Genomic DNA, 21,865 nt, shown 5'->3' with positions numbered 1-21,865 from the left:
TAATTCTTTCAAGGTGTTTATATCTAAGCTTTAAATTTTTATTTTATGTATTAAACTAGTACTATTAATAATAGTTTATTTCCATGATATGTAGTATTATGGAAATAAAGTTTATTGACAATAAATAGTTTAAATGTAGTTTTGTTAATAGCTTAAGCTTAATAATAAGAGTTCATAGAATGATAAAAACAATACTTTTATTAGTTTTGTATCCTGTTGTTGTGTTTTCTCAAATATCTGCAAATCAATATTTTGAAGGAATTTATGCTAAATATCAAAATATAGAGGACATGCAAGCAACAATTAATTTTACTTTAAAGGGGTTAAAGCAAACAGGTGTTTTGCTTTATAAGTTTCCAGACAAGTTTATTATCAATTTAGATTCAAATAATCAAGTTTTTGTAAGTGATGGTGAATTTTTGACAGTTTATGTTCCATCTCTTGGGACTTCTTTTAATCAGCAATTATTAAAGGGTAGTAGTGGGGGAGGTCTTATGAAAGTTTTAAATAGTGAGTATAGCGTATCTTATACCAATTCTCCAAATTTAGAAGATCTCGATTCATCTGAGCCTGGAAAATATATTAAATTAACCTTTTCTAGAAAGCTTTACAAGGGGGCTGCTACTATTAATTCTTTTATTATTGCTTTTGCTCCGGATGGAATAATTAGAAGAATTACTGCTTTTCCTACTAGTGGTGGGCGCGAAATAGTTATTGATTTGACTGCTGTGAAGTTTAATGTTGGAATTCTTGATAGCAAATTTAAATATGATCCTCCAAAATCTTCAAATAAGGTAGATAATTTTTTATATGATATTAAAAAAAATTAAGGTTTAAATCTATGAAAGAAAATGATTTTATTAAATTTGGGAGTTATTTGAGAAAAGTTAGAGATAGTAAAAATTTGACTCTTGAAATGGTAGCTGAGGATATTAAAATTTCTATTAAGTATCTTAAGGCTCTTGAAGAATCTAATATTGAAATTTTCCCAAACGAAGTTTTGGCTGTTGGATTTTTAAGAACTTATAGCGAATATTTAGACATTGATTCTAGATTGATATCAACACTTTTTAAGGATTATAAAAGTAGACTTAATAATAGTTATATTGGGATTAAATCTGAAGATAAAATTTCAAATTTAGGATTTTTAAGCGACAATAAAGTTTCAGAAAAAAAAATATTTTTTTTTAGTTTAGAATCTTTAAGTATTTTTAAAGTCTTTTTAGGCATTGTTGGTGTTCTTTTATTATTTGTGTTTCTCTATTTTAGAGAAGTGGAAGGCTATTTTAAAAAATTTTTCAATCTTAGTCAGGATGAAAAGATAATTTCAAATATTCATGAAGTGTCTTTTGATAAAAAGAATTTTTGGAACGTTTCTCTTAAAGAGGGAGATTTTTTATCTTTAACGTATAGTGATGATATTGCAAAATATAGAGCATCGTTTATTGGCGATGATTTAGTTATTGTTGATGAGTCTAAAAAAAGTAAGAATATTTTAAATTTAGGAGAGTTTAAAGAGATAAATCTTGATGATAATATTAGAGTCAAAATTATTTATGAGAATTATTATTATGATAAGTTGAAAATAGCTCATGTAAGTTTAGAGTCTTTTGCTTTAAATGTTAAATATGTATCTGAAACTAATATTGACAATAGATTTAATATTTTAAATTGGCAGTTTGATGTTAAGGGAACTGAAAAATTGCCGAGCAGCAATTATCTTACCCTATATTCTTCTCAAAAACTTTCAAATGTTGATTTGAAAATCGATTTTTTAAATGATACATTTTTTAGATATGCCGATGAAAACAATCTTTATGGGAAGTCTCTTTTTGCATCCAAAGGTATTCCTATTAATTTAGCTTTTGAAAAATCTTTGATACTATTTTTTTCAAGACTTTCTGATGTTAATATCATTCTTAATGACAGAGACATTACTCCTTTTTTAAAAGAGCAGGGAAAAGAAATTTTTGCTGTTCAATTTTTTTGGGTAAAGACCCCCTCAGGGTTTGATCTTAAGGTTTCTGAAGTTTATTAGTGATGGATAAAATAAAAAAATTTTTTTCTAGCTTAAATACTTCTCAAGAAAAAATTGTTTTTAGTAAAAGTAAAAATCCAATGCTTGTTTTAGCAGGGCCTGGAAGTGGTAAAACAAGAGTTATAATTGCAAAAATTGTTTATTTAATCAAATATATGAATATAGATCCCAATGAAATTTTAGCTTTAACTTTTACCAATAAAGCTGCAAATGAAATGAATGATAGGATAAATGATCTTTTAAAATTTGACAAAAAACTTCATATTCAAACTTTTCATTCTTTTGGGTCTTGGCTTTTGAGAGTTTACTATAAGGATTTTAACGAAAATTACGATTCAAATTTTACAATTTGGGATACTAATGATGTTGTTAAATTTGTTAAACAAATTGATCTTGCTCCAAATCTTGAAATGGCAAAACATATTGCAGCTTTGATTTTAAAAGACAAAGAAAATTTTTTCTTAGAAAAATTTATTCAATTTACAGAAAAGGAATATGAGTATATTAAAATTTATGAGGAAGAGAAAGCTAAAAATAATGCTTTTGATTTCTCAGATCTTATTATTAAGCCTATTTTAATGCTGAGGCAATCTAAATCTTTAAAAGAGTCTATTCAATCTAGATTTAAAGTTATTTTTGTAGATGAATATCAAGATACAAATTATTCACAATTTTTATTTTTAAAAGAACTTTATTTAGATGGTATGTATTTTATGGTCGTAGGAGATGAAGATCAGTCAATATATTCTTTTAGGGGAGCTAGAATTGAAAATATTCTTGAATTTGAAAAAACTTTTGACAATGTTATTAAATTTTATTTAGTGCAAAATTATCGTTCAAATTCAAATATAGTGGGCATTGCAAATGAGGTTATTTCAAAAAATAAAAATAGATATGAAAAGCAAATAACAACTCAAAATAGTTCTAATAAAAGGATGAAATTTTTAGTTTTTCAAAGCACTTCAGATGAAGCTGAATATTTTTCTAATTTGCTTATTTCCAATGATATTAAGACAGCAATACTTTATAGATTTAATTCTCAATCTTTTCATTTTGAAACATCTTTTTTAAAGAAGAATATCCCATACAAGGTTTTAGGATCAATTAAATTTTATGATAGAGAGGAAATAAAAGATATTATTTGTTTGCTTAGGCTTTTTATAAACAAGAAAGATAAAATATCTTTCTTGAGAATGATAAACAAGCCTTCTAGAGGAATTGGAAAAACTACTCTAGACAAAATAATTAGTTCTTTAAACGATAAAGATGTTAATTTCAATTTGTTTTGTGCAAGTAAAAAGACTTTAGGTTTGCTTAAAAATAGAGCCAAAGAGTCTCTTTTATTATTTTTAAATGTTTATGAGGAGCTGGGTAAAAAACTTTTTGAAGATAATTATATTAATTTATCTGCTTTTATTGAGGATGTAGTAATTAGGTTTGGTCTTTTAGATTATTATAGAAAATTTGATAAGGACGAAAAATTAAGAAATATTGATGAACTTATTAATAGTGGAATTGAATATTCAGGCACGTTTGAAGGTCTTGCTATATTTTTAGAAAATTCTTCACTTTCTCCTTTAATTTCTGGAGATTTTAAGTCCAATATACTTTTGTCTTCAATTCACGGTGTTAAGGGGCTTGAATTTGATAGAGTTGTGATTTCTGGGCTTGAGAAAGGTCTTTTACCTGCTGAAATTGAAGAATTAACAGAAGATAGACTTGAAGAGGAGAGAAGGCTTTTTTATGTKGCGATCACAAGAGCTAAATCAGAGCTTATTGTTACCTTAAACTTAAGGCGAGCTTTTAGAGGTTCTTATAAGGGCACTTTGCCTTCTGTTTTTTTCCAAGATATTGACAAAAACTCTTATGACATTATCTTTATCCCTGAGTATTTAAAAGAGAATTTTAATAATTTTTTTATTAATAACAAAAGGGATATTGGATTTAATATTGGAGATTATATAATTTATAATGGAGAAAAGGGAATAGTTGTTGATAGCTGGTACCAAAGCAACTTGCAGTTTGTTAAAATTAGTTTGAGAAATGGTAAGAAAGCTATTTTGAGTCCTGAGTATATTAAAAAAATTGTCAAAGTTTAGAGGTTTATTTTGAAAGATATACATTTAAAAAATAGCTTAAAATTAAGCTTAGTGACACTTAGTAGAGAGAGTGAAGATAAATTTATTTCAAAATTTGAGAAAGTTATTAAATTGGTTAATAAAATTTCAAATTTTGAGGTTCAAATTAATTTTAATGCTAATAAGAAAAAGATTTCTACGTTGCGCGAGGATAAAGTAGAATTTTCTCTTTCTATTGAAGCAATTAAAAAACTTAGTAATTCGTTTTTAGATGGATATTTTTCATCTCCTAAAATATTGGAGTAAGGATAAGGTGTTGGACTTAAGTAATTTAACTTTAACCAAAATTCAAGAATTAGTTTTAACTAGAAAATGTAAAATTTATGATATTTTGCTTGCTTATAAAAATAATTATGAGCTAAATAAAGATATCAATGGATATATTGAATTTTTTGATGATTCTTTAGAGATTGCAAAAAGGTATGACGATTGTTTAAAAAATTGTGAATTAGAAGATTTGCCTTTAATTGGTATGCTTATTGCAGTCAAAGATAATATTTCAATTCAAGATAAATCTTTAACTTGTGCTTCTGAGATTTTAAAAGGTTATATTTCTCCTTATGATGCGACTGTTATTAAAAGGCTTAAGAATAAAGGAGCAATTTTAATTGGTAGAACCAATATGGATGAATTTGCCATGGGTTCTACTTGTGAATTTTCTTATTACGGTGCAACTTTAAATCCTTTAAATAGAGAATATGTTATAGGTGGTAGTTCTGGAGGCTCTGCAGCTGTAGTTGCAGCTTTTCAAGCACCTTTTTCGCTTGGTAGTGATACTGGAGGTTCTGTTAGGCTGCCCGCATCTTTTTCAGGAATTTTGGGTTTTAAACCTTCTTATGGAGGTCTTTCTCGCTATGGGCTTGCATCTTATGCTTCGTCTTTTGATCAAATAGGATTTTTTTCTCATTCTATTGAAGATATTGCTTTAATTTTAAAGCATACTTGTGGATCTGATAAAATGGATTCTACTAGTGTAGACATTTTTGATGATTTTTATCCTTTAAAAATTGAGTCGTTGCAAGGTAAAAATTTAGCTGTAATCAAAGAGCTTAGCGAAGATCTAATGGACAAAAATGTTGCAAATAGTTTTGCAAAGTTTAAATTAGACCTTTTGTCAAAGGGTATTAATATAAAAGAAGTTTCAATAGAAGAGATTAATTTTATTTTATCAATTTATTATATAATTTCTCCTGTTGAAGCATCCTCCAATCTTGCTCGTTATACTGGACTTTGTTACGGCAAGAGAATCTCTGAAGGTTTGAGTCTTAATGATTTTTATTTTAAACATAGGAGCAATTTCTTGTCAGAAGAAGTTAAAAGGCGTATTGTTCTTGGAAATTATTTGTTATCAGAAAGGTATGATTCTAAATATTATGCAAAAGCTTGTGAAATTCTTCAAAATTTGATTATTCCTAAATTTAACAAGCTTTTTGAAAGCTGTGATTTTATTATTACCCCAACAAGCTTTGTTAAACCTTTTAGACTTGGTTTGGATTTTGATGATCCTGTTAAAATGTATTATTCAGATATTTGTACTGTTATTGCAAATCTTATTGGAGCCCCTGCTATTTCGCTTCCATATTCTAAGGATGAGGAAGGATTGTCAATTGGGATGCAAATTATTGGGCGTAGCAAAAAGGATTTTGAACTTTTAAGTTTTTCAAAAAATGTGATTAGGGAATTAGGATTGAATGGAATATAAATTAGTTATTGGATTAGAAATTCATGTTCAACTGGGTTTAAAAACAAAGGCTTTTTGTGGATGTAAAAATGAGTTTGGAGGAGTTCCCAACTCTCGTGTTTGTCCAATTTGTCTTGGATTGCCAGGTTCATTACCAAGTGTGAATGTAGAGCTTATTAATAGTGCAATTTTAGCGGGGCATGCCACAAATTCAAAGATTAGAAATGTTGTTAAATTTGATAGAAAGCATTATTATTATCCAGATTTGCCAAAAGGATATCAAATCTCGCAAAATGATAAGCCAATTTGTGAGGGGGGAAGCTTATTGATTGAAACCCCTTCTGGACCCAAAAAGATTAACATTATTAGAATTCATATGGAAGAAGATTCTGGCAAGAGTCTACATTTACTGGACAGTGAAAATCAAAGTTATGTTGATTTTAATCGCTCGGGTGCTCCTTTGCTTGAGATTGTTTCTGCTCCAGATATTAACAGTGGAGATGAAGCAGTTGCTTTCCTAAGCTCTTTAAGAGAAATTTTTAGGTATCTTGATTTGTCCGAATGTAATATGGAGAATGGTTCTTTTAGATGCGATGTAAATGTTAATTTAATTGTTAAAGAGAATGGTGTTGAACATAAAACTCCTATAGCTGAAATAAAGAATTTAAATTCTTTTAAATCTATTAAAGCGGCCATTGAATATGAAGAATTAAGGCAGCAACAGGAGTGGATTCAATTTAAGAAAACTCTTAATAGTTGTGGTAAGCACACTAGAGGATTTGATGATAGGAGCGGAGTAACGGTTATTCAAAGAAATAAAGAGACAGTATCTGATTATCGCTATTTTCAAGAACCCGACCTGCCTTTAATAGAGATTGATGATTCTTATATTGATAATATTAAAAATTTAAAGTTGATTGAACTTCCATTTCATGCAAGAATTAGGCTTAAGGGCCAATATGGGCTAAGTGATTTTGATGTTATTACTTTAACAGCAGATAAGCATCTGCTTAAATATTTTGAAGAGGCTGTTATTAATTCAAGCGATCCCAAAAAAGTAGCCAATTGGATATTGTCTGAAGTTTTAAGCGTTCTTAATGATAAAGGAATTAGTGTTCTTGAATTTAATTTGCTTCCAAGCTATATTACAGAGCTTGTTGAATTTATTGTTGCTGGCAAAATAAGTGGCAAAATGGCAAAAAGGGTATTTTCAGAGATGATGACTAGAGGAGTTTCTGCCTCTGTTGTTATAAGTGAAAATCAATTAGAGCAAGTAAGTGATAAGTTTGTTATTAAGCAGATTGTGCTTGAAGTTTTAGATGAAAATCCTAAATCAATTGAACTTTACAAAAAGGGCAAAGACCATGCTATCAAATTTATGATGGGGCAAATAATGAAAAAATCTTCAGGAAAGATTAATCCTATACTTGCAAATGAAATTCTTTTAGAAAGTTTATCAAATGTATGATTTGCCTTTAATAGATAATTTACCAGTGATTAAAAGGGCAAGATTTTTTTATCTTTACGATATTCATGGTAAGAGGTATTTGGATTTATATTTAAATGGTGGAAGAAATTTTTTAGGTTATAGGGTTCAAGGTTTAAATCGCCTTTTTAAACAAACTATGTCAAGGGGTTTGATATCCCCTTATCCTTCTGTTTTTAAAAATCAGTTTATCAATTTGGTATTTACTTTTTTTAAAGAGGCTGGGTCTGTTTATATTTTTAAGCTAGAAAAAGATGCAAAAGAATTTTTATTATCTTTAACTGGTAAAAATAAATTTTTTATGCCCTGGGAAAAAGAAGAAGGAATATATGAGTTTAGAGTAGGATTTAGTAATATTAAATATCCTATGATTTTTAATATTCCTTTGCCTGATTTTATGTCTGTTAGCATTGTTGTTATGGATAATCTTTCTAGAAAAATAGAATTTAAAGATAATTTTGATGCTGTAACTTTATCTTTAGCTAGACATACATTAAGCAAGCTTTTATTTTATAAGAAAAATATCGATATTGATTTTAATTCTTTTGCCACACCTTTATTTAGAATAGCTGATAGGTATATGCTTCCTCTTTATGATGCTTGTTATCATGCTGAAATTTTTAATGAATTTCTCAAATTTGGGTATTTAATTAGTCCAAATTTTAGTATTCCATCTATTGTTCCCCTGAAGTTCTCTAAAGGAGATCTAGATAATTTTAAAAAACTTTGTTTTGCTCTTAAAAATAAGTTTATTGATGGGCTTGACAGTGATCCTTACAAATAATACAATGAATGAGATTTATGCATAAAATTATAAAGGGTATAGCGCTATTATGAATAAAATAACCAATAATGATACGATTTGGATCAAGCCAAAGACTGTTGAGAAAAAATGGTATGTAATTGATGCAGCAGATAGAATTTTAGGTAAAGTTGCTGTGGATGTTGTTAAAATTTTAAGAGGCAAACATAAAGCTTATTATACTCCCCATCAAGATTTAGGTGACAATGTTATCATTATTAATGCTTCTAAAGTTAAGCTGACGGGGAAAAAATATCAACAAAAACTTTATTATAGGCATTCAAGATATCCTGGAGGTCTTTATTCTGACACTTTTAGAACATTGTCAGAGAGAAAGCCTTGTGCTCCTCTTGAAATTGCTATTAAGGGTATGTTGCCAAAAGGCCCTTTGGGGCGTAATCTTTTTAGAAATTTAAAAGTCTTTTCTGGTTCAGAGCATACTCTTAAAGCTCAAAATCCTATAAAGCTGTAAGCTAATTTAGAGAGGTAAAATGAAAAAATCAAATTTTAGCAATGTTAATTTATCAATGGGAACTGGTAGGAGGAAATCTTCTGTTGCTAGAGTTTACATTAGAGAGGGTAGTGGCAATATCAAAGTAAATAATAGAGACTTTGACTCTTACATACAACTTGAAAATTTAAGAACAATGGCTTTATCGCCTTTGGTTTTGACAAATACACTTGGGAAATATGATCTTTATATTAATGTTTATGGGGGAGGGATTTCAGGTCAATCAGGGGCAATAAGGCACGGCATTTCAAGAGCTCTTTTTAAACTTGATGAATCTAATAAGATGATTTTGAGATCTAATGGGTTTTTAACAAGAGATTCAAGGAAGGTTGAACGTAAAAAATTTGGGCAGAAAAAAGCACGAAAAAGTTTTCAATTTTCCAAAAGATAATTTTATTTTTTTATACATTTTACATTTTTATTTAATTAAAAAAAATCCCTTTTACAGGGATTTGATTTATTTTTGTTTAATAGAATAAAAGACGCTCTTACCGTGGTATTCAGCAGTTGTTTCCAATTCTTCCTCTATTCTTATGAGTTGATTGTATTTTGCTATTCTATCTGTTCTTGAGAGTGAACCAGTTTTGATTTGTCCTGTTCCAAGAGCTACTACAAGATCAGCTATTGTTGTATCTTCTGTTTCTCCCGATCTGTGAGAGACTATTGCTGTGTAACCCGCTTTTTTAGCCATTTCTACAGCCTCAAATGTTTCTGTTAGTGTTCCAATTTGATTGACCTTAATAAGGATTGAATTGGCAACTCCCATTTCAATTCCTTTTTTAAGAAACGAGGTATTTGTTACAAATAAATCATCTCCAACAAGTTGTATTTTGTTTCCAATTTTGTCTGTAAGTTTTTTCCATCCATCCCAATCTTCTTCAGCCATTCCATCTTCAATTGAAATGATTGGATATTTTTCTACCCACTTTGCCCAATATTCAACCATTTGTTCGGAAGTAAGTTTTTCTTTTGTTGACCATTTAAGTACGTATTTTTTTGTTTTTGGATCATAAAGCTCAGATGTTGCGGGATCAAGAGCTATTGCAATGTCTTTTCCAGGTTCATATCCTGCCTTCTTTATTGCCTCTATAATCACTTCACAAGCTTCTTCATTTGATTTCAAATTTGGAGCAAATCCCCCTTCATCTCCAACAGAAGTTGCATACCCTTTGCCACTTAGAATGCCCTTTAGCGTATGAAAAACCTCTGCTGCCATTCTTATTGCTTCACTGAATGTTTTTGCTCCTATTGGCATTATCATGAACTCCTGAAAGTCAACAGAGTTGTCAGAGTGTGCACCGCCATTAATAATATTACACATAGGTGTAGGCAAAATGTTGGCTTTGTACGCTCCAAGATATTGATAAGGCCTAAGTCCAAGGTACTTTGCAGCAGCTTTAGCTGTAGCCATTGAAACTGCTAAAATTGCATTAGCACCAAGCTTTTCTTTTGTAGGGGTGCCATCAAGTTCAAGCATTTTTCTGTCGATTGCAACCTGATTTAAGGCACTCATACCTTCAAGTTCTGGGGCAATTATGTTTTTTATATTTTCAATTGCCTTTAAAACCCCTTTTCCCATATATACAGACTTATCACCATCTCTAAGCTCAACAGCCTCGTTAATTCCTGTTGATGCACCTGATGGTACGGCAGCTCTTCCGTAAGTTCCATCTTCTAAAATGACATCAGCTTCAACTGTTGGATTCCCTCTAGAATCAATGATTTGTCTGGCTTTGATTTCATAAATGTGAAAACCCATTTTTTGTACTCCTCGTATTATTTACTTTAATGTATATTTTTAGTATAATGTTAAAAAGTTTAAATGTGTAGTATTTTTCCAAAAGAATTATTATTGTGAGCTTTGTGTATAATCTATGAAAGAAAGGTGTTTGTATTTATTGGTTTTTGTAGCTTTATGTGTTAACAATCTTTTTTCAGATGATTATTTAATTTATGACTTTGATTTAAGTTTAAATGAATTTCTAGAAGTTTCAACAAGAAAAGACAATCTTGAGCCTATGGTTGATTCCAATCGTATATTATTGTTTTATCCTCCTAAAAAAGAAATTAGAAAAATTTTTGCTGCCTTTGACTTTGATCAGTATTCTAAGAAATATTTATTCAAAAAAAATGAGCATGGAGTTTTTTTTGTTAAAGTTAATATTCCTCATGGCACAAGCAGTATAAAATATAGGCTTATTGTAGACGGTGTTTGGACTAATGACGAGTATAATAAAAATGTAGTTTATAATGAGGATTTAATCCCATTTTCTAAAATTGAGATCGCTAAAGAGAAGTCCAGCTATATTTCTTTGAGAAATCCAATACAATCATATGATAACAATGAAATTGAAATTTTTTACATAGGTCGTCCTGGACAAATAGTTACAATAGCTGGTAGTTTTAACAATTTTAATCCTTTTTTAAATAGGCTTATTGAGAAAGAGGACAATAAGGGAATTTATACTATTAAGCTTAAAAATTTACCCAAGGATAGAATTTATTATTATTTTATTGATTCTGGTAACAAAGTAATAGATAAAAATAATGTTAATAGAATTAATTTATATTTTGTTGAGGGAATTGATAATAAAATAGATTTCGAAGTTTCCTATTTTGATCATAAGTAAGCTTTTAATTATTTATCTGTTCATCTCATCAAAAAGGTATTTAGATACAAAGTGATCTTTTTCTACTTCTTCGAGCTTTGGATGTACTTGGGTTGATAAATGAATTTTTCTAATGTTTGCTAGAGTTTGCTCGTCTAGTTTTATATTTTTATTTTTTCTTTTTTCAGGGTTGATTTCAGGAATTGATGCTATTAGCATTTTAGTATATGGATGAATTGGATTTGAAAATAGCGTTTCTCTAGGTGCAAGTTCCAGGATAACTCCAAGGTACATTACAGCAATTTTATCACTCATATATTTTACTACGGCAAGATCGTGAGAAATAAATAAATAAGACAAATTGAATTCTTTTTGCAGAGCTTTTAGAAGATTTAAAATTTGAGCTCTGATTGATACATCAAGTGCAGAAACGGCTTCGTCTAAAAGCAAAAGCTTAGGATTTAAAGCTAGTGCTCTAGCAATTCCTATTCTTTGTCTTTGTCCTCCTGAAAATTCATGAGGATATCTGGTTAACATACTTTTATGTAGTCCGACAATATCTGTTAGTTCGTTTACCCTTTGTTCTATTTCTTGTTTTGTTTTTGGAAGAATTTTGTTTTCATTGTATATTTCTAGTGGTTCTGCTATTATTTCTTTTATTGTCATTCTTGGGTCAAGCGAAGTATGGGGATCTTGGAATACCATTTGCATATCTTTTTTTGTTTTTAAGAGCTCTTTTTTTGAAAGTTTAGTTATGTTTTTTCCGTTAAAGTAAATATTTCCAGAAGTTGGCGTGTAAAGTTGCATTATTGAGCGAAGAGTAGTAGATTTGCCGCAACCAGATTCTCCTACGAGTCCTAAAGTTTTATTTTTTTCAACTTCAAAGCTAACATTGTTTACCGCATTTACTTTTTGTTTGTTTTTCCAAAATAAAAAATCTTCTCCTGTTGTGAATGTTTGCATTAAGTTTTCTACTTTAAGAATTATTTCTTTTTTACTACTCATTTAAAACTCCTCGGTGCTGGTTTTTGTGATCTTCATAGGGTTTTCTTTTGTTGAATAAAGCTTTTTATTTGGATCGTGTTCTAGCGTAAGAATTGATTTTAAAAGCCCAATGGTGTAAGGATGCTTAGGATTGTTAAATATTTCCTCTACTGTTCCTTCTTCTACAATTTTTCCTTGATACATTACAGATACTGTATCACAAATTTCAGCAACAACCGCAAGATCATGAGTTATAAATATGGTAGAAGTATTGAATTTTTTAGATAGGTTTTTGATTAATAATAATATTTGCTCTTGGATTGTAACATCAAGGGCTGTTGTTGGTTCATCTGCTATTAATAAGGATGGATGACAGCTAAGAGCCATGGCAATCATAACTCTTTGTCTCATTCCTCCTGAAAATTGATGTGGGAAATGTTTTATTCTTTCTTCTGCGTTTACAACACCAACAGTTTTTAACATTTCTATTGCTTTTTCTTTGGCTTCTTTTTTCCCTAATCCTTGGTGTAAGATTATTGTTTCTTCAAGTTGAGTTGATATTCTTAAAAATGGGTTTAATGAAGTCATTGGGTCTTGAAATATCATTGATATTTTATTCCCTCTGATTTTTAAAAGTTCTTTTTCGCTAAGTTTTAGCAGATCTTGATTTTCAAATAGTATTTCTCCACTTTTATATACTGTTGTAAGTTCTGGTAATAATTTTAAAATAGCCATACTTGTTACGGATTTTCCGCTTCCAGATTCTCCAACAATAGCTCTAATTTCTCCTCTTTTTACAGATAGGTTAACATTGCTTACGGGATGAATTGTTGTATGTTTTAATCTAAATTCAATTGTTAAATTTTTTATTTCCAATATATTTTCTTTTTCCATTCAATTTCTCCTTAGATGCTATCTTTTGGATCAAAAGCATCCCTTAGCCCATCACCTAAAAAGTTCATAAATAATAGAAATATTGTCATAACTATAGCTGGAATAAAAACTTTCCATGGATATTCAACAAATGTAGCAATTCCATTTTGCACTAATTCTCCCCAGCTTGTCATTGGAGCTGAAATTCCAAGTCCTAAAAAGGATAAAAATGCTTCAGCCATAATAAAGCTTGGAACCCTTATTGTTGTGAATATAACTATCATTCCAATGCTATTAGGGATCAAGTGTTTTAAGATTATTCTTTGATTTGTTGCACCAAGGGTTTTGGCTGCTTGTATAAATTCCGAACTTGATAGTGATTGTACTTGGCCTCGTACAACTCGAGCTACTGTTAACCATGATACAAATGCAAGTGCTATGAATAAGCCGATTATACTTCTTTCCATTATTGCCATTAATATTATTACAATAAGTAAATAGGGCAATGCATAAAGAATTTCTATTGTTTTAGTTATTATTTTGTCGGGCAATCCCCCAAAAAATCCTGCTATGGATCCCAGGATAGTTCCTATTATCATAGACAAAAAAGCTCCAATAAATCCTACAGAAAGAGAAATTTGACTACCTTGTATTAATCTTGCAAGCAGATCTCTTCCAAGATTGTCTGTGCCAAGCAAATATACTCTTTTATGTATTTTTACTTCCTTTTTATCTATTATTTGAACTTCATTTTCTATTTTTCTTTTTATGTCTTCGAGTTTTTTTAGTTCTTCTTCATTTATTTCTCTTTTTTCTTTTTTTGCTAATTTTTCAATAAATTTTTTTTCTTTATTATACCAGAGTTCTCCAGCAGCCTGGAAAGATGGTGGCAAATCAGAATGCTCTACTATTTGAGTATGGTATTTATATATTGGCAATATTGGTTGCAAAATGGCAATTGAGATATAAAATCCAATTACAAAAAGACTGCCAAATGCGAGTTTATTTTCTTTAAATCTTGACCAAGCTCTTCTTTCTAGTTTAGAATTGTTTTCTTCATTTTGTTTTTCAAGGCTATTCATTTTGATTTCCCCTTATACTCTTGGATCTAATATTTTATATATAATATCTGATATTAATATAGAAATAAGCAGTATTATTGAATATACTAACAATCCGCCCATTAATACTGGGTAATCTCTGTTTAGTGCGGATTCTGTTATAAACATTCCCATTCCAGCAATTCTAAATATTTTTTCAATAACCACGCTTCCAGATATTATAGCAGCAAATGCTGGACCTATATAGCTTACTACAGGCAACATTGCTCCTCTTAACATATGCTTTATAACTATCTTTTTGAAGCTTAGCCCTTTTGCACGCGCAGTTCTTATAAAGTCGCTTTGTATTATTTCTAGCATTGATCCTCTGATTATTCTTGCGAAAATAGCTACGTTGGGCATGCTAAGAGTTATTATGGGTAGAATTAAATTTGAAAATCCTCCTCTTTCTGTAATCCATCCAGAGGTATAAAGCAAACCCCATTTAATTGCAAAAAAATATTGTAAAATTGGCCCTATTACGAATAATGGTATTGAAATCCCCAATATTGCTATTGATGTTATTATATAATCCACATAAGTATTTTTATAAATGGCAGCTAATATACCTATTGGTATTCCTATTGATAGTGATATAATAAGGGATATTACTCCTAGTGTAAGTGATTTTGGAAATCCTAATTTTATGTATTGACTAACTGTAAGGTCTTTCTTTTTCAAAGAAGGTCCCAGATCTCCCCTGAGAGCGTTTGTAATGTAATAAAAAGCTTGAATATAAAAAGGCTTGTCAAGGTGATATTTTTCCATCAATCTTGCTTTTACTTGAGGATCAATAGGTTTTTCAGAATCAAATGGACTTCCAGGAGCCATTCTCATTACAAAAAAGCATAAAAAAATTATTACCAGTAAAGTTGGTATTATTCCTAATATTTTCTTTAAAGTAAACTTTAACATTTTTGCTCCTTTGTAAATAGATATTGATAACTTACGTATTAGTCAATTATATCATATAGTCTTTATTGTTTTTCAAGCTATAGTTGATAATTTTTGATAGAATAGGAGGTTTTTTGTATTATAATGAGTAATTTAATTTTCAATAAAATGTATTTTTTGTTTTTAATTTTTTATTTAAAATTTTATTCTCTTGATTTGAGAAGAATTTTTTTGTGTAAGATTCTAAGTAAAATTATCATAGAATCTTACACATTATTTATGTATTTTTGTTTTAAATAAAGCTACTGTCTTAAGCTTAGTCAGCTTTGCTTTTAGACTTAAATATTGTTTTTAATTTATATTAAAATCCTTTTAAAATTAATTATGTTTTGCATTTTTAATTGGTTTTAATTCAGAAAGATAATAAACCTCTGATACATTAGGATTCCATCCAGTCCATTTATCGTTTCTAAAAAGATAATGCCCAGAATATATGTATATTGGTGCAGCAGGAAAATCTTTTTCAATTATTATTGATTCTGCTTTTCTGAGTAATTGTTTTCTTTTTATAGGATCTTTTTCAAGATCTGATTCTCTGATGAGTTTGTCAAATTCTAGGTTTGAATATCCGTATGATGCAAGTTGTGAATTTTCTCTTGTGAATATAGTAAAGTATGTGTGTGGATCTAAATATTCCCCAATGCGTCCAACTCTTATTATTTCAAAATTGCCAGTATTTCTGCTGTTGGTAAGAACAGGCCAATTTTCGTTGGTAAGCATAAGATTGATATTTAGAATTTTTTTCCATTGGTTTTGAATAAATGCAGCAATTTTTTTATGAGTTTCGTTTGTATTATATTTTAGTGTTAGCATTGGGAATCCTTTCCCATTAGGATACCCTGCATCTGCCAAAAGCTTTTTAGATTTTTCAGGATCAAATAAAGCCAATTTTTTACCGTAATTGTAATTTTTAAGATCAGGAGTTATTTCTCTTGTAGGAACTGTGCCATCATTTAGCACTTTGTAAGTTAAAGTTTCTCTGTCAATAGCTAAGGTTAAAGCTTCTCTAACTCTAGCATCATCAAGGGGTTTTATTTTTGTATTAAATGAATATAAATAAATTGCATTACTTTTGTGTTGGTAATAGTCTTTTTGTAGTTTTATTTCATTTACAATGTCCGGCGGGATGCTGTTAAAAATAGCATCAATTTCGTTGTTTTTGTACATATTGTACACAGTAAGATCATTGTCAGACGTAATGTAGACAAGCTCATCAAGTTCTACTTCTTTTGCATTATAATAACGTTCGTTTTTTTCAAAGATAATTTTTTCATTAGGTAATCTTTTTTTTAATTTAAAAGGACCGCTAGTAACCATGTTTTCAGGGCTTGTCCAATTTCCCTTATATTTTTCAATCACATGAATAGGTACTGGCATGAATGCGTAATGTAGAAGCAGTTCAAGAAAATATGGCTTTGGGGCCGTAAGTGTTATTTCCAGCGTTTTACTATCAATTGCCTTGATTCCAAGTTCAGAATCGGATACTTTCCCGTCAAAATACTCTTGTCCATTTTTTATTATTGATTTGAGCATGTCAACATTTGTAGATCCTGTTTCTTTATTTAAAATTCTTAAAAAAGATTTTCTTATCCCTTCAGCGGTAATTTCAACTCCATCGCTCCAAAAAAGGTTGTCCCTTAGATAAAATTGATATGTTTTTTTATCTTTTGAGGCTTCCCAATTTTTAGCAAGTCCGGGCTTTAGCTTTCCTGTTTTGGTATTTAATGTCAAAAGCCCTGAGAATATTTGTTCTAAAATTCTTGCTCCTATTGTCTCATCTACCAAATGAGGGTCAAGCGATGAGGGCGCTCCCCCTATGTATACTTTAAATGCTAATTTTTCTTTTTCTGAATTATTATTGCATGCAATTAAAGACACAGCAAGCATAAGTAGTGTTACTATTTTAATTTTTTTACCGATTTTTTTAGTTTTATTAAAGCTCATATTAACCTTTCCCCCAAATTAAAATTATTTATAAGTTTTAAACTATCTTTTTTTTATAATAAAGTCAATAAAAACCGTCCATAAGGAATAAATAATAGACGATTTTTATTTAATTAAATTTAATATTATAAAGTTTATTATATTATTTATTTTTTAATTTTAGCTGAGATAAATCAAATCTTTCTAAAATATTGGTGTTCCACCCTGTCCATTTGTCATTTCTGAAAAGGTAACTGTTCCCATATATGTATATTGGTGCTATTGGAAAATCTTTTTCAATAATTATCTCTTCTGCTTGTCTTAAAATGTCTTGTCTTTTTATTGGATCAAGCTCAAGGTCGGATTTCTTTATAAGTTCGTTGTATTCTGGGTTTGAGTAATTATGAGATGAGAATTGTGTGTATCCTTGTGTGAATATGCTTAAAAATGTCAAAGGATCAGCATAATCGCCTATCCATCCTGCTCTTGCTATTTCATAATTTCCATTTGCCTTAGTGTTTAAGTATGTTGTCCATTCTTCGTTTTCAAGTTCCACATCAATATTTAAATTTTTTTTCCATTGGTTTTGAATAAATTCACAAATTTTTTTATTTGCTTCGTTTGTATTGTATTTTAATTTTAAAATTGGAAATCCATTGCCATTAGGATATCCAGCTTCAGCTAGAAGGGTTTTTGCAATTTCAGGATTAAATAATTCTAAACTTTTTGCATAAGAATATGAACTAAAGTTGGGAGTTGCTCTTCTTGTAGGGGTAGTCCCGTTGTCAAGAACTTTATATGTAAGCGTTTCTCTGTCAATAGCAAGAGTTAAGGCTTTTCTAATTTTAACGTTGTCAAGTGGTTTGATGTGTGTATTGAACGCGTAAAAGTATATGGCATTAACAGCTGATGAGTAATAGTCGCTTCTTAATTTTAGATTTTTGATTAGATCTGGGGGTATGGAACCAAAAATTGCATCTAGCTCTTCATTTTCATACATTTTATACGCTGTTGAGCTGTCATTTGTTGTGTAAAATGTAATCTCTTCTAATTCTACTTCATTTGAGTCGTAGTATTTGTTATTTTTTTCAAAGACATATTTTTCGTTAGGAATTCTTTCTTTTAATTTAAAAGGACCACTTGTCACCATGTTTTCGGGGCTTGTCCAGTTTTGTCCATACTTTTCGGTAACATGAACTGGTACTGGAATAAATGATTGGTGTACTAACATATCAATAAAATAAGGTTTTGGTGATTCCAGTGTTATTTCTAATGTTTTTTCATCAATCGCTCTAATTCCAAGTTCAGAGTCAGTCACTTGTCCATCAAAATATTTTTGACCATTTTTAATTACCGATTTAACCATTTCAACGTACTTTGAGCCAGTTTCTTTATTTAAAATTCTAAGATAAGATTTTCTAATTCCTTCTGCAGTGATTGCAACTCCGTCACTCCAAGTGATTTTTTCTCTTAGGTTAAATGTGTAAACTGTTCCATCAGAAGAAATATCCCACCCTTTTGCAAGTCCCGGTTTATTTCCCCCTGTATTAGGATCTCCTGTAACAATCCCTCTAAACATTGTGTCAATCATTTTTGATGCGACATTATCCTCTGCTAATTGAGGGTCAAGACTGCTTGGCTCTGCTCCCAAGCTTATTTTAAATGATACTCCTTCTTTTCTTTCCTTGTTATTACAACAAAGAAAAGTTAGAAAAAATATTATTAAAAATAATGACCTTTGTAATTTCATAATTTTTTATACCTCCATTTCAAAGTTTGTTTTAAAATTTAACTTTAATTTCATAATTTTCTTTCCGTAGATATTAATTTTAAATCTTAATTTTAAAATTACTTATTTTACTTAATTTTATTATTTTTTAGTTTTAATATCTTCATATAAATAGCTTTCTGCGATATTTGGTACCCACCCTGTCCATTTATCATTTCTGAAAAGATAATGAGATTTGGGTATATATAAAGGTGCCATAGGAAAGTCTTTTTCTGCTATTATCTCTTCAGCTTGTCTTAAAATGTCTTGTCTTTTTATTGGATCAAGTTCAAAATTAGATTTTTTTATTAAAGCATCATACTCTTTGTTTGAATATTTGTACGCTCCTAAAAAATGATTTTCTGTTGTAAATAAGCTGTCTAAGAATGTTAAGGGATCAAAATAATCTCCTATCCACCCCACGCTTGACATTTGGTAATTTCCAGTTCTTCTGCTTCCTAGGAATGTTGTCCATTCTTCATTCTCGATTTCTAAGTTAATGTTTAGTATTTTTTTAAATTGTTCTTGCAAAAATTCTGCTGTTGTTGGTCTTCCCTCCGATATTTTATATTTTAATGTGGGGAATCCTTTCCCATCCGGATATCCAGCTTCAGCTAAAAGTTTTTTTGCATTCTCAGGATCAAATAGTATTAAATTTTTTCCATAAGAATAATCATCAAATTTTGGAGTTAGATTTCTTGTTGGATCTGAACTTCCCTTTAAAACTACTTTAGTTAAAGTTTCTCTGTCAATGGCAAGGGAGATGGCTTGTCTAACTTTTAAATTGTCTAGTGGTTTTATTGTTGTATTGAATGCTATGTATGCCATTCCGTTTTTTAACCCAGAATAATAATCATCTCTTATTTTAATTTCTTCTAAATTATTCTTTTCTGCTCCTTGTAGAAAATCGAGTTCACCGTTTATGTACATATTGTAAGCCACGCTACCTTCTGTTGGGTAAAATATTACTTCATCAATTTCTACATTTTTTGCATTATAGTATTTTTCATTTTTTTCTATTACGATTTTATCGTTAATTGATCTTTCTTTAAGTTTGTATGCGCCACTAACAACTATATTTTCAGGATTTGTCCAATTTTCTCCATATTTTTCAACAATATGCATTGGAACTGGTATGTATGCTGAGTGTGTTAGCATATCAGGAAAATAAGGCTTTGGAGATGTTAATGTTATCTCTAAGGTTTTGCTGTCAATAGCCTTTATGCCAAGCTCAGATTCAGGCACTGTCTCATCGAAATATTCTTGTGCATTTTTTATTGTAGATTTTATTAAATTAGCATACATTGCAGCTGTTTTTTTATTTAAAATTCTTAGGTATGATTTTTTTATCTCCTCGGCAGTAATGGCAACTCCATCGCTCCAAACTATATCTTCTCTTAGGTTAAATGTGTAAATAATTCCATCTTCAGAAATATTCCAACTTTTTGCAAGTCCTGGTTTATATTTTCCAGTTTGAGAATCTTTTACCGCTAGGCCTAAGAATAGGTTTGTAATAATGTTGCTACCGTAAAGGTCTGTTGAGAGTTGAGGATCAAGTGATGATGGCTCGCTTAAGTTTGATACTCTGAAAACTATTTTTTCTTTTTTAGCATTACTAATACATGCTATTAAAGAAAAAATTATTAGCATTAAGGCTATTTTTATATATTTCATGGGATTTTCCTTTTTCAATATTTTATATATTTTTTGTTCTCATTCTTTATTAATCTTTTTTAATAAATTTTAATAAAGAATATTTATTTTGTTTTAATTTTAAATATGTATGCCTCCAGTACTTTGATTTGTCTTACTTTGATTTGTCTTGTATTTAAATTTTACTTTAATTCTTATAATAAAAAAAGTCTAATAATTTTAAATAGTTTTTAGTATTATTTGTCTATTGTTGCAAGCCAAAATTTTACTTTAATTTGTATAGTAAATAAGGTATAATGGTGTGAAATGTTTTCAAAAATGTATGCTTGTTTAATATTAGTTATTTATTGTTAGTCTTATAGAGCTTTTTGTCTTTAGTAAATAAAATAATATAACTAATGGTTAGGTGGCAACATAGAATGCTTTAAAGGGTGCTGGTTTTATGTTTGTACAAAATGAAAGTTTTGATAAATATTTTAAAGACATGGAAAGCGACTTTGTAAGTCAATTTAAGTCTGTTGAAAATGTTAATTATTTGGATAAGTCTTATCGAAATGCAGATTCTAAGAGTAGAAGATTGGCAGATAGAATGATAGAGAGACTTCTTGAGAGTGGATCTACCATTGTTGGCATACAAAATATTTTAGAACTTTACCAAAAGACTAAATCTGGCAAGTCTTCAATTATATTAATGGAGCATTATAGTAATTTTGATTTTCCTTGTTTCCAATTTTTACTTTACAAAATGGGTTATCATGATATTGCAGATCATATTATTCCAATAGCTGGAGTTAAGCTTTTCAGAGATAATTTATTTGTTAAGACCCTTTCTTTGGGATACAATGCAATATTAGTGTATCCACCGCACGCATTTGTTGGGGTTGGTTTAGAACATGCTAGGCAAAGGCGTGTTTTTAATACTAATTCTATGAAGTATATTTATGAAAAGAAAAATAGTGGGTACATTATACTTATTTTTCCTACTGCTACTAGGTATAGAAAAGGAAGACCTGAAACAAAAAAAATAATTTTAGAAATTGGCAATTATTTTAAAATTTTTGATTATTATTTGATGATTGGAGTCAATGGAAATGTTTTAGAAGTTTCTGAGGATGGAGATATGTCTCACGATGTTTTTAAAAGAGATTCACTTATATATAATGCTGACAAAGTTATAAGTATTGCTGAGTATAGGGATGAAATTTTAAACACCTTGAAAGATTCTCAGACAGAGATTACAAAGGAAGTTTTGGGTTTAAAAATTGCTGAAGATTTAGAAAATCGCTTTAATGTTCTTCATGCAAAAGGTCATGAATTTTATAAAAAAAGCTTTTTATAAGCTAGG

At 29.5% G+C, this 21,865-nt stretch carries 19 protein-coding genes; 11 read left to right on the top strand and 8 right to left on the bottom strand.

The annotated features are described in order from the left end of the window. Positions 1–179 precede the first annotated feature (179 nt). The 9 genes from BB_RS01705 to rpsI are packed head-to-tail and all read left to right on the top strand — an operon-like array spanning position 180 to position 9,047. Positions 180–830 carry a LolA family protein gene (locus BB_RS01705; RefSeq protein ID WP_002656012.1) on the top strand — a complete coding sequence of 217 codons (651 nt, stop codon included), beginning with the start codon at positions 180–182 and terminating at the stop codon, positions 828–830. 11 nt (positions 831–841) lie between these two features. Then, on the top strand, positions 842–2,038 hold the full coding sequence (locus BB_RS01700) for a BB_0345 family helix-turn-helix protein (RefSeq protein ID WP_002656254.1): 1,197 nt from the start codon (positions 842–844) through the stop codon (positions 2,036–2,038). A 2-nt stretch (positions 2,039–2,040) separates the two neighbouring features. Then, positions 2,041–4,137, top strand: a complete 2,097-nt coding sequence (locus tag BB_RS01695; RefSeq protein ID WP_010889732.1) for an ATP-dependent helicase — start codon at positions 2,041–2,043, stop codon at positions 4,135–4,137. A 9-nt stretch (positions 4,138–4,146) separates the two neighbouring features. Beyond that, entirely contained in the window at positions 4,147–4,422 is a 276-nt protein-coding gene (gatC, locus tag BB_RS01690) for an Asp-tRNA(Asn)/Glu-tRNA(Gln) amidotransferase subunit GatC (RefSeq protein WP_002657793.1), read from the top strand. A gap of 10 nt (positions 4,423–4,432) precedes the next feature. Further along, a complete protein-coding gene (gatA, locus tag BB_RS01685) occupies positions 4,433–5,878 on the top strand; it encodes an Asp-tRNA(Asn)/Glu-tRNA(Gln) amidotransferase subunit GatA (protein ID WP_010889731.1) in 1,446 nt (481 codons plus the stop codon). After that, entirely contained in the window at positions 5,868–7,325 is a 1,458-nt protein-coding gene (gatB, locus tag BB_RS01680; RefSeq protein WP_002657789.1) for an Asp-tRNA(Asn)/Glu-tRNA(Gln) amidotransferase subunit GatB, read from the top strand. The genes gatA and gatB overlap by 11 nt, the downstream gene beginning before the upstream one ends. Next, a complete protein-coding gene (locus BB_RS01675) occupies positions 7,318–8,127 on the top strand; it encodes a hypothetical protein (RefSeq protein WP_002664835.1) in 810 nt (269 codons plus the stop codon). The genes gatB and BB_RS01675 overlap by 8 nt, the downstream gene beginning before the upstream one ends. Before the next feature lie 49 nt (positions 8,128–8,176). Then, positions 8,177–8,617 carry a 50S ribosomal protein L13 gene (gene rplM, locus BB_RS01670; protein WP_002556936.1) on the top strand — a complete coding sequence of 147 codons (441 nt, stop codon included), beginning with the start codon at positions 8,177–8,179 and terminating at the stop codon, positions 8,615–8,617. 19 nt (positions 8,618–8,636) lie between these two features. Continuing rightward, on the top strand, positions 8,637–9,047 hold the full coding sequence (gene rpsI, locus BB_RS01665) for a 30S ribosomal protein S9 (RefSeq protein ID WP_002656683.1): 411 nt from the start codon (positions 8,637–8,639) through the stop codon (positions 9,045–9,047). A gap of 66 nt (positions 9,048–9,113) precedes the next feature. On the opposite strand, the gene eno is transcribed toward rpsI, so the two are convergent. Next, on the bottom strand, positions 9,114–10,415 hold the full coding sequence (gene eno, locus BB_RS01660; protein WP_010889730.1) for a phosphopyruvate hydratase: 1,302 nt from the start codon (positions 10,413–10,415) through the stop codon (positions 9,114–9,116). A gap of 139 nt (positions 10,416–10,554) precedes the next feature. On the opposite strand from eno, the gene BB_RS01655 reads away from it, so the two are divergent. After that, positions 10,555–11,286: an early set domain-containing protein gene (locus BB_RS01655; protein ID WP_002657781.1), complete on the top strand. Its 732-nt coding sequence runs from the start codon at positions 10,555–10,557 to the stop codon at positions 11,284–11,286. A 12-nt stretch (positions 11,287–11,298) separates the two neighbouring features. Here the strand turns inward: BB_RS01655 and BB_RS01650 are convergent, their stop codons facing one another. From BB_RS01650 to BB_RS01620, 7 genes are all read right to left on the bottom strand, one after another. Further along, entirely contained in the window at positions 11,299–12,270 is a 972-nt protein-coding gene (locus BB_RS01650; protein ID WP_002556932.1) for an ATP-binding cassette domain-containing protein, read from the bottom strand. Further along, positions 12,271–13,143: an ABC transporter ATP-binding protein gene (locus BB_RS01645; RefSeq protein ID WP_002556931.1), complete on the bottom strand. Its 873-nt coding sequence runs from the start codon at positions 13,141–13,143 to the stop codon at positions 12,271–12,273. It lies immediately after the preceding gene. A gap of 11 nt (positions 13,144–13,154) precedes the next feature. Further along, entirely contained in the window at positions 13,155–14,204 is a 1,050-nt protein-coding gene (locus BB_RS01640; RefSeq protein ID WP_002556930.1) for an ABC transporter permease, read from the bottom strand. A gap of 12 nt (positions 14,205–14,216) precedes the next feature. Then, entirely contained in the window at positions 14,217–15,137 is a 921-nt protein-coding gene (locus tag BB_RS01635) for an ABC transporter permease (protein WP_002657779.1), read from the bottom strand. A gap of 357 nt (positions 15,138–15,494) precedes the next feature. Next, positions 15,495–17,120 (bottom strand): peptide ABC transporter substrate-binding protein, encoded by a 1,626-nt coding sequence (locus BB_RS01630; RefSeq protein WP_010889728.1) that lies wholly within the window; start codon positions 17,118–17,120, stop codon positions 15,495–15,497. Between the two features lie 142 nt (positions 17,121–17,262). Beyond that, positions 17,263–18,849, bottom strand: coding sequence for a peptide ABC transporter substrate-binding protein (locus tag BB_RS01625; RefSeq protein ID WP_002656717.1), 1,587 nt, complete (start codon positions 18,847–18,849; stop codon positions 17,263–17,265). Between the two features lie 120 nt (positions 18,850–18,969). Continuing rightward, positions 18,970–20,541, bottom strand: coding sequence for a peptide ABC transporter substrate-binding protein (locus BB_RS01620; RefSeq protein WP_002663145.1), 1,572 nt, complete (start codon positions 20,539–20,541; stop codon positions 18,970–18,972). Between the two features lie 421 nt (positions 20,542–20,962). Here BB_RS01620 and BB_RS01615 point away from each other — a divergent pair, with 421 nt between their 5' ends. Further along, entirely contained in the window at positions 20,963–21,859 is an 897-nt protein-coding gene (locus BB_RS01615; RefSeq protein WP_002556924.1) for a 1-acyl-sn-glycerol-3-phosphate acyltransferase, read from the top strand. The last annotated feature ends 6 nt before the right edge of the window (positions 21,860–21,865 follow it).

The organism is Borreliella burgdorferi B31 (assembly GCF_000008685.2).
Lineage (GTDB): Bacteria > Spirochaetota > Spirochaetia > Borreliales > Borreliaceae > Borreliella > Borreliella burgdorferi.
The sequence above is the reverse complement of the archived record's forward strand: the minus strand, read 5'-3'. Positions and strand labels throughout refer to the sequence as shown.